Genomic DNA, 14200 nt, shown 5'->3' with positions numbered 1-14200 from the left:
AGTTAGGTCTGTTTGTTATGATATATCATAATTTTTTGAGGTATAAAATGAAAAAACAAGCACTCGCTTTTGCTGTGGCGGCGCTATCTATGCAGGCTTCAGTGGGCCATGCGCTGGAAGTTGGTGTCATTTTAGATGTGTATCACAAATCCGATGATACGGCGTTGAATGGTCGTACTGAAGGTTTTGGTTTGAGTCACAGTGAACTTAGCTTGAGCCAAGATATTGGTGATGTTGCTAAGGCGCAAATGACTTGGATCGCTGAGTGGAATGAAGAAGAGTCTGATCTTGAGCTTGAAGAGCTATACATCCAAAGCACTTCCCTACCAGGTATTAGTCTGACAGCGGGTCGTTTCTTGGCAGATATTGGTTATCTGAATGCTAACCATAGCCACTCTGATAGCTTCAGCGAACGTCCTCTAATGTACAAAGCGTTCCTTGGCGGTCACTACTACGATGACGGTGTATCTGCGAGCTGGATTGTCCCAACAGATCGTTACTGGCGTGTAAGCGCCGCTGCATTTGGCGGTGATGAACTGGGTGAAGAAAAATCAGTTAATACGATCGGTACTTGGACGCTGTCTACAGAGTTTGGTGATGACTTCGGTAACAACTCAAGCTGGCAGGCTGGTGTAAGTTACATGCGTAACCGTACTCAGGAAGCAGGTCACCACGAAGAGGAAGAAGACCACGATCATGAAGAAGGTCATGCTCACTCTCATGGTGCTGAGTACCAAGGTGAGCACCTTTATATTGCTGACCTTGTTTGGAAATGGTCGCCTAACGGTAACAACCGTCAAGAGCAGCTCAAAATTGCAGCTGAATACGCGTATGTAGATGATCTATATGGTGCAGAAGTAAACGACTTCAGTGGTTGGTACCTATCCGGTGTTTATCAGTTTGATGAGAACTGGGCGGCTGGTATCCGTCACGGCCAAGTGGATCTTGCACATGAGCATGAACACGATGGCGAACATGAGTGGGAAGATTCTGAGCTGAAAGAAACTGCAGTGATGGTTAGCTGGTCTCCAACACATACTCAGAAAGTACGCCTTGAATACCGTCACCAAGATGCTGACAACATGGACGGTGAGGACAACGCGATCACTCTCCAATACCAAGTAGGATTTGGCGCGCATGCTGCACACAGCTTCTAAGCTAATTGCAGCGGTTGCGCTGTTAGCTGTTGTTACACCTGCGCAAGCGCTTACGATTTTTGCCTGCGAGCCTGAGTGGGCGGCGTTAAGCCGTCAACTCGCGCCGGAGGCTAAAGTCTTTAGCGCGACTCATGTTTATCAGGACCCGCATTACATCGAGGCGAGACCTAGCCTGATTGCCAAGTTGGCAAGAGCTGATATTGCTATTTGTAGTGGTGCGAGCTTGGAAGAGGGCTGGATGCCTGCACTACAAAAGCGTGCGTCTAACCGCAAAGTGGCGGAAGGTGCAGTAGGCATGCTTTACCTGTCTGAGCATGTAGAGACGATTGAAAAACATGAAAAAGAGTTTTTCAGTACCGAGCATGTTCATCCTGAAGGTAACCCTCACTTTCATCTGGACCCTGATCGTGTTCAACAGTTAGCACCTGTGATCAGCAATCGCTTACAGCAGATTGACCCTGATAACAAAGCAGCGTACCAACAGGCGTTGGAAGCTTGGCAAGTGCGTTGGCAGGAAAACCTCGTTCGTTGGAAAGCAATGGCTGAGCCACTAAAAGGTATGCCTGTCGTTGTTCAGCATACGAGCTTTAGCTATTTGCTGAATTGGGCTGATATTAAGGTTGTGGCTGATCTTGAGCCTAATCCGGGTGTGCCGCCAACGATGTCGCATTTGCAATCGTTGGTATCTACTGTCGAACATAAGCGTCCGAAGTTTGTGATCAGCAACTGGTACCAGAACGATAAAGGTGCGCGTTGGTTATCCGAGCAAACGGGTATGGAACATGCGAATTTGCCAGCGACAGTAGATCTTAAAGGCGAAGTTTCTGATCTAACTAAACTGTTTGATCATCTGCTGCAGCAATTAACGGTGCAGAAGTAATGCAGGCACTGAGTATAGGATTGCCCGCTTTAGTGGCTGGTTTGCTGATTTTGGCTAGCCATGTCCCTTTGGGGCGACAGGTCTTAAAACGAGGGATTGTTTTTATTGACCTTGCCATTGCGCAGTTAGCCGCACTTGGCACTATTTTGGCCACGCAGTGGCACTTTCATGATGCCGATCATGCTCATGGAGCTCTAATATCAACATTGATGGCAGTACTTTTTTCCCTTCTGGGTGTTGCATTGGTGGCTTGGATCAACCGAAATCTGCCAGACTGGCGTGAGGCTTTTATCGGTTTGATCTATGTGGCTTCCGCATCATTGTTGGTGTTGGTGGTAGCAGGCCAGCCCCAAGGAGGTCAGGCATTAACACGTACGTTAAGTGGCGATGTTCTCTGGCTTACTTGGGCTGATCTGGTGCCTCTCGGTGTGATGGCTATCTTCATTCAACTGCTGGCGTTATTCAGGCCTCAGAGTTTAGAGCGATTCTTCTACATCGCTTTTGCTGTGACGATTACATTGTCGGTTATGAAAGCGGGCATCTATCTGGTATTTGCTTGCTTGATTGCACCGGCGCTTGCAGCACAAGTAAGAGGTAAATCTGTCGGCTGGGCTTACCTTGTTGGTGTAGTTGGCTTTGTGGTGGGTTTGTTGTTGGCTTGGTCGTTTGACCTTCCTGCGGCGGCTACCATCGTTTTATCGCTGATCCTTACCATGACTTTGGCTTTGGTCATACAGGTTCAGTTTCAAAAAGATAAAGTTTCAGCGTAATAAAAAACGGGCCTTAAAGGCCCGTTTTTTATTTTCTGATGGAACTTAGTTAAGCCACTTCCGTGCAACGAATACGTTGTTTCTTCGTTTGCTTACGTTTACGGCGAGCTTTCAGCCACGTGTAAAGGCCTAACAGCGATGTGCCAGAAATTGCCAAGATAAACAGGCTTATAACTCCATCTCTGCCATCCCGGCCTAGACCATCTGCAAAATGCCATTTATGTAGATAGCTAAAGATCCAGCTGTACACCTTATCTGCGTTATCTACTTTGACAGAAAGCACAGCATCTCGAGTATCGACGTAATAAGTCTTATCGGCATAATCTATAGCGACCACTGGCAGGCGTTTATCAATAAACCCATAGCTATGGTCCTCTTTGAAGCTATTAATAAGACGCTGATCTATCACTTCTGGCTGCTGCCCTTGGGTGTTAGATACGAGTTGTTTTGCGAAGTCGAATGGTCCTTCGGGTAGCTGTTCGCCTGATTGTGCATCTAACCACAGACTGGGTTGCCTCGGTTGCTGAAGTTGCCATACAGCACGCCCTTCCAGTTCATGAAGTTGTGTATTACTGCTGTTAGGGTATTGAGCCTGTATTTGAGCTAAGCCAAAACTAATGTCTGAAAGCGCGAGTGATTGATCGAGAGGAACCCCTCGTATTTCGGGCTCTAGTTTCTCTATAGTTCTAACCATGCCACTGAATACAAACATTAAGAGAGCAGCGGAAATCCCTACACCGGTCCAAGCATGGATCTTCTTTAGTTGAGCATTTTTACGCTGTTTTAGTGGTAAGACTGCAAACAGGTAGAGGCCACTGATACCGATGAAGGTTGAGATCAACATCATGCTGATAAACAGAGCTGTTCTAAGTGGGTTTTCCTGATCGATAAAGGCCCATACATGTAAAAAGTGGAACAAGGTCATAAACAAACGACGAGAATCATCCGTAATTGTCGCAAGGCGGTCCTGACGGATATCCACAAATACACTTAAGTTATCATCCCGCTCGAACGTCACTTCCCATACAGGTAACAATCTGTTGATTGCTGGGTATTGGTGACTAAATTCCGAGATCAGTTTGATCTGTTTTATTCCAGCAGTATTTTCTCCACTGTAATGGCGCGCTAACTGTTCTGCGTAGGCTAATTCTATCTCCTGAGCTGGTTTAGCATTCAGGGTTAAAAACTGTGATGGCTCAGAACGTTTTTCCCAACTCTGAATATACCAGTTTTGATCAACCTGAACGGGGCGGAGCCCTGCAACTGTCGTCAGCTGAGACTCTTCTATTAGGGTTTCAATGCTGGGTAGATTGGCTGTCCATTGCGGTTGTGGATAAAAATGCTGCGCCGTCTCCGGAGCAGTTAAACGCATTACCGGATGAAGAAGACCACTTAGCCCAAACAGTAGTAAGGGCACGAGCACCAGCAGCGCAAGCCGCCGGTGCCAAAGGTAAAGTTTTGCTTTCATATCAGTGAGCTCTACCAGTTATATTTCAGGCCGGCTTTAAGGGTGCGGCCTGCACCAGGGTAGAAGCTCTCGCTGCCCCAGCTAAATTCAGTTTGGTAGTTGTATTGGCGATCAAATAGGTTATCCACACGCCCAAATAGCATCAGCTCTGGTGTTAGTTCGTACTGACCTTTCAGGTTGAACAGGGTGTAGCTAGGCGCTTTTAGGGAGTTAGCATCGTCTTTCCAATAGGAACCAATATGGTCGGCTTGTAGTTGAGTTACTAACCCCGGAACAGATACGGGAGTCCAGTTAACAGTTACGCCGACCTTATTGCGTGGAGCACGCATGATCTCGTTGCCAGAGTAGTCAGTGCCGTCGTTTACATAGTCGATAAATTCATGCTTGGAGTGGCTAAGTGCTAGTTTGGTGGACCATGAAGGCGAGAAAACATAACCAAGTTCAAGTTCGATACCTTGATGACGAGTTTCGCCGGCATTGGTGCGGTAGGAATCTCCGTTGTTGTCATCCGCTGATACGATGGCATCGTCGATCGTCATACGATAGATCGAAGCTGAAAGAGATAGATTCTCGCGTTGTAAGCGGTAGCCTAGCTCGACGGTTGTTGATGTTTCCTCTTTAACACCACCAACAAGGGAAGCACTATCACCACTCTTGAGGTTATACATTGTAGAAGCGGTTGGTAGGCGGTTAGCTTGGGCAACGCGGCCATAGAAACCGCTGTTATCATTCAGTGCGTAGTGGAAGCCTAGCTTTGGATTCAGGCTGGTAAATTTATCTTTACGGTCAGCTAGTTGGCGGTTACCGAAACCATCGTCATCGGTTTCGGCTAAGTGGTTGTCTAATTCGTACTGGTTATAGTCGTAACGTAAACCCGCTTGTACTGTCAGAGCATCACCCAGCATTAAGTTATGTTGGATGTATGGAGAGACATTTTTATAGGTAATATCCTGATCGCGGTATTCAAAGTCAGCAATGTAATTTGTAGTACCACTCCAGCTGGTTACCGTCACATCAATAGGTTGGTAGCTGTAAGTTTCAGACTCAGAGTGTTCCAGATCCACACCAAAGATAGTTTCGTTGCCATTGTCGTGAGCCCAGTTACCTTTAGCGAGTAAACCGAAACTAGTTACATTGCTGTCAGTTTTAGGCGTGTAGGAGCGCCAAGTTGCAATGTAATCATTCGAGTTATAGCGTGCGTAAGGGATAAAACTCAGCGTTAATTGGTCATTTAGAGCATGTGTTAACTCGAAGCTCAGGCGAGCAAAATCACTGTCTCGTTCAGGATTAATCGCTTTAACAGCATCGCTCAAACCGGATTGAGTTCGGTCTTTGGCAAGTTCCGCTGCATCAAGGGAAGACGCCATCTCATCGGTCATCGTCGAGACTTGGAACTGTGTTTTTAGCTCAGTATCTTCATCGATCTCCCAAATGTGCTTTGCTAAAATCTCTTGGCGGTCACGGGCAGTATGGTCGCGCCAGCCGTTATCTTGGAAAGCTGATGCTGAGATCAGGAAGGCTTGGTCTTCAGCAATTTTATCGCTGTGTTGTACTTTAATCTGTGCGTAATCATTTTCACCTGCGAGTACGCTTACATGGCCTTTAGGTGTGAAGGTTGGTTCTGCACTTAATACGTTGATCGTTGCTGCTACCGCACCAGAGCCGTACAGAGTGGTACCGGCACCTTTAAGTACTTCGATCTGATCTACACTGGTATTGAAGCTCGACCAACGTAGACCGTTATGGTTGAAGAATGCGCTGGATTGCAGAGGGATGCTGTCTTGCAGGAACAGGTAATAGCCATCGTAGTTTAATGGCATGCGGATACCTGTGTTGTGAGAAGAACTGCCTGACAGCTGGGTAATAGTGACACCTGCCATCATTCGAGTGCTGTCTTGAATATGTGCACCTTGATCTAGTTGCAATTGTTTGTCATCAACTGCGCTCACGCTGACAGGAAGTGAGTTACTCTCTTCATCAACACGGCTTGCAGTCACAACCATGGTTGAAGCGACTTCATCTGCAGCAAACACCGTCTGCGGAATGCTAGCAGCAATGACAGCAGCCGCTAAAGTATTGAGGTGGAACTTGATAGAGAAGAGTGATTGTGACTTCATAACCCTGTCCATACGCTAAAAAATTTGGCGCATGGTATCGATGACTAAGCGTCTTGAGAATGTGACCAATTGTCGCTGAGGCAAACTGTCGCAGGGCTAAAGTCTTGCTAGAGAAACTACGGTTATAGGCTTTTTCGCAAGTTGAAAGAGGCTTTTGAGAGCGTTTATTTTATTGACTGAAGCGCTTCTAAGAGGGCTGGAATAAACGGCAACTGCTGGTCAGAACCTGTTAGTTTTTTCTGTTTAGCGAGCAGTGCATCAGACGCTGCTTGATAGATGCGTGACTGCACTGGATGTTGTTGTATATCGCGACCGTCGTGTACTGACAGTTCGCAAACATGAGCATCTGGTGAGCTAAACCAGCGGCAAGAAAGCGGACGATGTTGATAGATAGAGCAAGCATTTTCCTTGTCTAAGAAAGGACAAGGGGCTCTGAATAAAGGCGCTTGTCGTGCTGCGATATTTTGCTCGAGTTTATCTGTTAGTTCAGTCAGTTCAGCAGGTGTTAGCGTGATTTTTAGATGATGACTAATATCGCTGATGGTTTGCTGTGGTACTTGAATCGGGAAATGGCAACAATGATGGCAGCCTTTGCTGCACGCTATCTTAGAATTATCACCAAAGCTTTGGCGAAATGCTTGGCTGGCATCATTTACATACTGTAGCGTGACGGCAACCTCATCAGATGGATTATCTAAGTGCTCAATAGAGCTAAAAATCTGCTTACTTAGATTACCAAAGAGCGCTTCATATTCAGCCGTTACTTGTTGCAGCTTCTGTGCAATATCAGTGACATCGGCAGTAGAGAAAAAAACATCTGTCTCTGGCATGAATAGGCTCTTTGCTGGGAGTTTAATCTATCAGCAGTATACCTTAACTTGGCTAAGTAACCTTAGCTTCTTTCAGGTTAAGTTTACCGAGCTAATAGGGGCCTTAGTAACTCGACAGTTTCATCGGGATGCTCAAATGGGAACAGATGACCGCCGTTAAAACCGACTAACTCCATATTTGGGAAGTTGCGTTGCCACCATTTTATATCCCCAGCACCAAATAGGTCGCTTTGCTCACCGAAGATAACCGTGCCCGAAACCTGTTTTAGCCACTTGGGTGCATTAAGTAAAACATTGCGGAATATATCGGCTTCAATCTCTGGAGAGATGCTCAGTTCGACGCCGCTATCAGTCTCAGTTAGACCATGAGTGATGTAGTCTTCAAAGCATGCGGGATGGAATGTTCTGAAAAGCTTTTTCTGGCTGAAGTATTCTCGCGCCTGTTCACGACTATCAAATTTTGATCGACGTTTAGCAGCCCGCTGTGCCGGAGATACTTTATCTATCAACCCCATTTTTTTGATCAGCTTTATCAGGTAACGTTTGCGGCCGTTAAATAGTACGGGATCAAACAATATCACCTGTTTAAACAGCTCGGGTCTGAGTCCTGCGGCAATTAAGGTGACCACAGCGCCAGCAGAATGCCCCATACCGATGACAGGTGTAGCTTGGTTTTGCTCAATATCTGCAATCAACTCTTTGGCATAGTTGGTTAGATCACCATCTAATGGGTAGTCACCATGGCCCATTTTTTCGATATAGGTCACAGAGTACTCTGGCAGCTGGTTAAATAAATATTGGTAGCTGCTACCTGGAAAACCATTGGCGTGACTAAATTGGATAGTGGTCATAGTTCTATGCCTACTCAGGGTTGATTGATCATCATACGGACTGTGTTTTTAGCGATATCGTTGATATCTTCTCGATTGATATAGATGCCATCGTTGAATAGTCGACATAGGCCATGTAGCGCAGCCCAGCTGGATTGAGCGATGCGTAAACTCGGTTGTTCAGGATCAAACAGGTTTTGTTGTTGCAGCTCTTTCACCCAATCCAGCCAAATATGAAAACTGTTTTTGGAAATGGTTTGTAACTCAGGTGTAGGCTCACCCGTTTTCCAAATTTCGCGACCATACATAAGATCGTAGGTTTCTCGTTCTTCATCAGCAAAGCGGATATAGGTGAGAACGTAATGCTCAAATAATTCGACTGTAGATAAATCTTTTTTGCATTCAGTGACCGACTTAACTAACTGATCTTGCTGGTGGAATCCTTGTGCGGCAATGGCACAAAGTAGCTCATTTTTGTCTTTGAAATGGTGATAAGGGGCTGTGCGAGACACACCGACTTTATCCGCCAGTTTGCGTATTGATAGGTTATCCACACCGCCTTCAGCGATCAGATCGGTCGCAGCTTTAAGCAGTGAATCTCTTAAATCACCGTGGTGATAGTTCTTCTTTGAATTCGTCATAGCTGAGGAATTTAGCAATCAATCTTGACAGTGTCAAAATTGGTGCGCTATCTTGTTTCTATCTTGACGGCGTCTAGTTTGGTTTCTAGATCATTTTTCATTCATAAAAATAAGAGCGATGTATGAGCTACCAGACCTTTTCATTACAGGTTGATCAGCAGATTGCGCACCTCCAGCTAAATCGTCCTGACGCTTGTAATGCCATGAATAAAGCTTTTTGGCAGGAGTTTCCAGAAGCATTAAGAGCACTGGATACTGAAGCTGAGGCGAGAGTCTTAGTTATCTCTTCCCAGGGGAAGCACTTTTCTGCAGGTATGGATCTAGAGATCTTTACTCAACCTGATCCGCAGATGTTTAACGGTGAAGCAGGTCGACGTGCCGAAGCGGTTCGTCGTTTGGTGATGCAGCTACAAACTTGTTTTAACTTGTTGGAAGAGATCCGTATGCCGGTGATCAGTGCTGTACAGGGCGGTTGTATTGGCGGCGCTTTAGATCTGGTTTGCGCCACAGATATGCGTTACTGCACCGCCGAGGCTTATTTTACGGTTAAAGAAACCGAATTAGGCATGACTGCAGATCTGGGTACGTTGCAGCGTTTACCGCAATTAATTCCTTCAGGCCTAGCGCGAGAGTTGGCTTATACGGCTCGTAAAATGAGTGCTGATGAGGCGTTAAAAGCAGGGCTTGTGAACCGTGTTTACCCGACTCAAGAGGCTATGCTTGATGATGTGATGGATATTGCCGCCCAGATCGCAGCGCAATCGCCTTTGGCAGTGACTGGATCTAAGCAGATGATTAACTATGCCCGGGACCATAGCGTTCAAGACAGCTTGAGTTATATGGCGACTTGGCAAGCAGGTATGTTTCAACCAGAAGATATGATGCAAACCTTCAGTGCCAAGATGTCTGGAAAGGCACCGGAATATAAACCGCTACGAAAAATAGCGGCGCCGTTTAGCGGCAAATAATATAGATAAGAATAATAGATGGGCACTTTAGTTTGCCCTTACGACAAGAGAAAAGACCATGAGTACAACTCCTTATCCACATCTATTACAGCCACTGGATTTAGGCTTTACCACTTTAAAAAACCGCGTGCTGATGGGATCAATGCACTTAGGTTTGGAAGAAGCACCAAATGGTTTTGAGCGTATGGCTGCTTTTTATGCAGAGCGTGCGCGCGGTGGTGTCGCTTTGATCGTGACCGGTGGTATTGGTCCGAACAAAGAGGGTGCAGTTCATGGTCATGCTGCGCAGTTGGCTACGGCAGAAGATGTGGATAACCATCGGTTGGTAACTGACGCGGTACATAAAGAAGACGGTAAAATCTGTATGCAGATCTTACATACAGGCCGTTATGCTTATAATCCGCAACCGGTTGCGCCTTCGGCTATTCAAGCACCGATCAATCCTTTCCCGCCAAAAGAGTTAAGTGAATCTGATATCGAAAACCAGATTCAGGATTTTGTGCGCTGTGCATCGCTTGCCAAAGAAGCCGGTTATGACGGCGTAGAGATTATGGGTTCAGAAGGGTATCTACTGAATCAGTTTATCGCCAGCAGAACTAATAAACGTGATGATGAGTGGGGCGGTGAGTACGAGCAACGTATCCGTTTTCCTCTGGAAGTTGTTCGCCGTGTTCGTGAAGCCGTAGGCACTGATTTTATTATTATCTATCGCTTATCGATGCTGGATTTAGTTGAAGATGGTAGTAGCTATGAAGAGATCATTGCTTTAGGTAAAGCGATCGAAGAAGCTGGTGCGACTATCATCAACACCGGTATTGGCTGGCATGAAGCGCGTATCCCAACCATCGCAACCAAGGTGCCGCGTGCTGCGTTTACTTGGGTAACAGCGAAAGTTCGTGAGGCGTTAAGCGTGCCGGTGATCACTTCAAACCGAATCAATATGCCGGATGTTGCTGAGGAAGTGCTGGCACGAGGTGATGCCGATATGGTCTCTATGGCACGTCCATTTTTAGCTGATCCAGAGTTTGTTGTTAAGGCAGAACAAGATCGCGCAGATGAGATTAATACCTGCATCGGTTGTAACCAAGCGTGCTTAGATCATGTATTTGTCGGCAAGTTGACCAGTTGCTTGGTTAACCCTCGTGCTTGTCATGAAACGGAGCTCGTGATTACCCCTACAGAAAAGCCTAAAAAACTGGCTGTGGTAGGTGCAGGCCCAGCAGGCTTAGCTTTTGCAACAACAGCTGCTAAGCGTGGACACCAAGTAACGTTGTTTGATGCCAATTCTGAAGTCGGTGGGCAGTTTAATATCGCCAAGCGTATTCCGGGTAAAGAGGAGTTTTATGAGACGCTTCGATACTTTGCTAAGCAGGTCGAGATTACTGGCGTTGAACTCAAACTTAATACACGTGTTGATTCGGCGATGCTGTCAGAAGGTGATTTCGATGAAGTCGTATTGGCGACAGGTATCTCGCCGCGTACACCTGAATTAGAAGGTGTCGAGCACGCTAAAGTACTCTCTTATCTCGATGTGATGAGCGGTGCTGAAGTTGGCCAAAAGGTAGCTGTGATCGGTGCCGGTGGCATTGGCTTTGATATTTCGGAATATCTGATCCATCAGGGTGAATCAACCAGCCAGAATATCTCTGCATTTATGCAGGAGTGGGGTGTGGATATGGACCTTAATGCCCGTGGTGGTATTAAGGGGATGAAGCCAAGTTTTGAACCTGCGGCCCGAGAGGTGTACCTGCTGCAGCGTAAAAAATCTAAGGTGGGTGCTGGCCTGGGTAAAACCACGGGTTGGATTCATCGAGCGGATCTGGCTAAAAAAGGTGTGCGCATGTTGAATAAGTGCGAATACCAGAAAATTGATGATGCTGGTTTGCACGTATTGGTGAACGGTGAAGCGCAGCTGTTAGAAGTCGATAACGTCATTATTTGTGCAGGCCAGGAGCCTTGTCGCGAACTGGCAGATCAGATCAGCAACAAACCTGTTCACCTGATTGGTGGTGCTGATGTAGCCGCTGAGCTCGATGCAAAACGTGCCATTAACCAAGGTACAACGCTGGCGTCAGAGATCTAATTAATATGCCTATTACAAATCGATAATCTGGGAATAGATCAAACCAACTTTCTAGTCGGTGTAACCAGCAATCAGTTGATAGGGATCAATCACATAACTATTGGTTAGTTTATGCTGGAGTTAGGATCACAGTAAAAGGACTTTGACTGTACCGGATGTAAAGCAGTGAAAGGTTATCGAAGTTCCAATATAGGGCAACAATTTGGCTTGATGAGCGTGCTTAGCTTGATCAGCATGTTGTTGCTCTTTTATCTTTTCTATAGCGCCTTTAGCGATACCTTCTATGAAGAGAAAAAGCAGGAAAGTCGGGATTTAACGACGTCTGCAGTCTCTATGATAGAGGGATTCTATAAGTTGAGTCAGTCCTCTGAAATGACAGAACTGGAAGCTCAGCAGCTTGCACTCTACGCATTGAAATCCTCTCGTAGTTTTCACGATGGTTATTACTGGGTGAATGATAGTCATGCCAATATGGTAATGCACCCTGACCGGCCAGATCTGATGGGTATTAATCTCGCTCAGGTTGAAGATATCAATGGCCTTCACTTATTTTCAGAGTTTGTACGTGAAGCCCATAAAGGTGGTGGCTGGGTCGATTATTATTGGACTAAACCGGGCGTGGAGCGGGAGGTTTTTCACAAGGTGTCCTATGTTGCCCTGTTTGAACCTTGGGATTGGGTTATTGGTACAGGTGTTTATCTGGACGAGGTTGAGGCTAAGAACAATCGCTTATTTATCCAATCAATCGAACTGATTGTAGTGGCCTTCTTGTTGATGGCAATTGTATCCGTCATGTGGGCGAAAAGGAGCACTATCCTTATTCGTGATCTGGCGATTAAAGACCCATTAACAGGTCTCTACAGTCGCCGTTATCTTAACGAATCAGGCGGTAGTTTTATTAGTCAGGATCAACGCAATGAAAATAACCACCTCTATGTTTTGTTTTTGGATATAGACCACTTTAAACAGATTAATGACAGCTTTGGTCATCGTTTTGGCGACGAAGTTTTACATGAAGTTGGCAATGTTTTACTAGAGCATACTCGCCCAGAAGATCTGTGTGTTCGTTACGGTGGTGAGGAGTTTGTGATTCTGACATTGGCTCATCAATTTGGATCAGTGCATCGCCTTGCTGAACGGTTGAGGGCTCATATTAATGCTCTGGAGCTAACAGAAAATATTGATCTCACAGTTAGCGTAGGCATTGCTATGCGAGGCTGTGAAGAGTCGATGATCTCGGTATTAAATCGCGCAGACCAATACCTTTATGAAGCGAAAGAGTCTGGTCGTGATTGTGTGGTTTCAGAGCCTGTTTAAGCTTGAACGTACAGGGAGTAATTCGAGTAAACAGTCCTGTTATTCCTTGTTTTTTTGTTAATTCGATTACATATTAGTCGCCGATTCTTGATTCAAAGAAAGGGAATAAATCGTTATTAACGATAACAGGTTTTGGTAATGAACTATGGGAATGTATTTAACAATAGCTGCTTTGATTGTTGCAGGTCTTTTTTTTGTTGGCATGATCTTAATTGATGCTTACTCCAAAGAAACGTATTACAAAAGTTGGGAAAAGAACAATTTATACCTAGAGCTCACTGAGCAGCTGAAGTTAGAGACGCTTTCAGCTGGTCCAGTCTTTTCCGGGACGGATAGTGAAGATCGATATACAGCAGAGTTGTCATTTGAACAGGGGATGTTCAAATTTTGTTATCGTAAAAATGATATTGAGTTATGTGAATTACATCACCGATCTATTGAAATGTTAGAAGAACAGGTGACAGAGAAATCTAAGTTTGTACTCAGTGACTTCAATAAAAAAGCAGCCTAATTAGGCTGCTTTTTTAATACTTAAGAATTGTATTATTGCTTAAGCCACGGTCTCAATCAGCTGCGGGAATTCAGTGCCTGGATCATTTGGAATCTGATCGGCTAGCCGAGCTTGCAAACGTTGCTGAAGTTCTTGATCTTGCTGCTCATTAGCATCTTGAGGTTCTGGCGAATTTGCAGCTGGCGCTGCTGAAAATTCAGGTTCTGCGTTGTCAGCTGGGCGATTACGTAGGCCTTCTTGCAGATCTAGCGCAGACTGAATATCGATGCCTCGGAAACTTTCAACATCTTCACCGGTTTGCTCTGCTAGAAAGTTTTCAATCTGTTGCTGTTGCACTGCTTGGTCAATCGCTGGTTCGGCATTATTCGCACGGTTCGTTCGTGTTTCTAGGCCGTTATCAACATTTTGTACTTGGCTTGTTTGCGGCAAGTCTTGATTGAGTTGCACCTGACCACCCGGCTCAGTACCTAGCGGAGCATTCACGGCTAAACCGTTGCCCGCTGATTGAGCTGTGGATTCTGGCCCCGCTCCTCTTGGGGTGATAAGCGATTGTGCAGTGCCTAAGGCTGAAATGTTGTTTTCCATAATGCTGACCAAATTTCTGTGTTCTTGAAACAGATGTTCTTAA

Annotated in this window: 13 protein-coding genes; 7 read left to right on the top strand and 6 right to left on the bottom strand. The window is 45.7% G+C overall.

Annotation, left to right across the window (positions count from 1 at the left end):
- The first annotated feature begins 47 nt into the window (after positions 1-47).
- From ACMXYW_RS13840 to ACMXYW_RS13830, 3 genes are read left to right on the top strand one after another with little or no spacing between them, the layout of a single operon-like run.
- Positions 48-1157, top strand: a complete 1110-nt coding sequence (locus tag ACMXYW_RS13840; RefSeq protein ID WP_415904437.1) for a hypothetical protein — start codon at positions 48-50, stop codon at positions 1155-1157.
- On the top strand, positions 1138-2037 hold the full coding sequence (locus ACMXYW_RS13835; protein ID WP_415904436.1) for a metal ABC transporter substrate-binding protein: 900 nt from the start codon (positions 1138-1140) through the stop codon (positions 2035-2037). Before ACMXYW_RS13840 ends, ACMXYW_RS13835 begins: the two co-directional genes overlap by 20 nt.
- A complete protein-coding gene (locus ACMXYW_RS13830; RefSeq protein WP_415904435.1) occupies positions 2037-2807 on the top strand; it encodes a metal ABC transporter permease in 771 nt (256 codons plus the stop codon). Before ACMXYW_RS13835 ends, ACMXYW_RS13830 begins: the two co-directional genes overlap by 1 nt.
- Before the next feature lie 49 nt (positions 2808-2856).
- On the opposite strand, the gene ACMXYW_RS13825 is transcribed toward ACMXYW_RS13830, so the two are convergent.
- From ACMXYW_RS13825 to ACMXYW_RS13805, 5 genes are all read right to left on the bottom strand, one after another.
- A complete protein-coding gene (locus ACMXYW_RS13825) occupies positions 2857-4275 on the bottom strand; it encodes a PepSY domain-containing protein (protein WP_415904434.1) in 1419 nt (472 codons plus the stop codon).
- Positions 4276-4286: 11 nt separating this feature from the next.
- The gene (locus ACMXYW_RS13820; protein WP_415904433.1) at positions 4287-6392 is read right to left on the bottom strand and encodes a TonB-dependent receptor; all 2106 of its coding nucleotides are present in this window, start codon (positions 6390-6392) and stop codon (positions 4287-4289) included.
- Positions 6393-6556: 164 nt separating this feature from the next.
- Entirely contained in the window at positions 6557-7222 is a 666-nt protein-coding gene (locus ACMXYW_RS13815) for a YkgJ family cysteine cluster protein (RefSeq protein ID WP_415904432.1), read from the bottom strand.
- 83 nt (positions 7223-7305) lie between these two features.
- Positions 7306-8073, bottom strand: coding sequence for an alpha/beta fold hydrolase (locus tag ACMXYW_RS13810; protein WP_415904431.1), 768 nt, complete (start codon positions 8071-8073; stop codon positions 7306-7308).
- A 14-nt stretch (positions 8074-8087) separates the two neighbouring features.
- Positions 8088-8693 (bottom strand): TetR/AcrR family transcriptional regulator, encoded by a 606-nt coding sequence (locus ACMXYW_RS13805; RefSeq protein WP_415895144.1) that lies wholly within the window; start codon positions 8691-8693, stop codon positions 8088-8090.
- A 122-nt stretch (positions 8694-8815) separates the two neighbouring features.
- Here ACMXYW_RS13805 and ACMXYW_RS13800 point away from each other — a divergent pair, with 122 nt between their 5' ends.
- The 4 genes from ACMXYW_RS13800 to ACMXYW_RS13785 all read left to right on the top strand — a co-directional run bounded on the left by ACMXYW_RS13800 (position 8816) and on the right by ACMXYW_RS13785 (position 13572).
- The gene (locus ACMXYW_RS13800; protein WP_415904430.1) at positions 8816-9661 is read left to right on the top strand and encodes a crotonase/enoyl-CoA hydratase family protein; all 846 of its coding nucleotides are present in this window, start codon (positions 8816-8818) and stop codon (positions 9659-9661) included.
- A 58-nt stretch (positions 9662-9719) separates the two neighbouring features.
- Complete coding sequence (locus ACMXYW_RS13795; protein WP_415904429.1) at positions 9720-11744, top strand: FAD-dependent oxidoreductase; 2025 nt, start codon at positions 9720-9722, stop codon at positions 11742-11744.
- 165 nt (positions 11745-11909) lie between these two features.
- Complete coding sequence (locus ACMXYW_RS13790) at positions 11910-13061, top strand: diguanylate cyclase (RefSeq protein WP_415904428.1); 1152 nt, start codon at positions 11910-11912, stop codon at positions 13059-13061.
- A 145-nt stretch (positions 13062-13206) separates the two neighbouring features.
- Positions 13207-13572: a hypothetical protein gene (locus ACMXYW_RS13785; protein WP_415904427.1), complete on the top strand. Its 366-nt coding sequence runs from the start codon at positions 13207-13209 to the stop codon at positions 13570-13572.
- A 39-nt stretch (positions 13573-13611) separates the two neighbouring features.
- Here ACMXYW_RS13785 and ACMXYW_RS13780 read toward each other — a convergent pair whose 3' ends face one another.
- Positions 13612-14157, bottom strand: coding sequence for a hypothetical protein (locus tag ACMXYW_RS13780; protein ID WP_415904426.1), 546 nt, complete (start codon positions 14155-14157; stop codon positions 13612-13614).
- Between the last annotated feature and the right edge of the window lie 43 nt (positions 14158-14200).

The sequence above is a fragment of the Neptuniibacter sp. QD48_55 genome (assembly GCF_047778115.1).
Lineage (GTDB): Bacteria > Pseudomonadota > Gammaproteobacteria > Pseudomonadales > Balneatricaceae > Neptuniibacter.
Note: the sequence above shows the minus strand (reverse complement) of the source record. Positions and strands in the feature narration are given on the sequence as shown.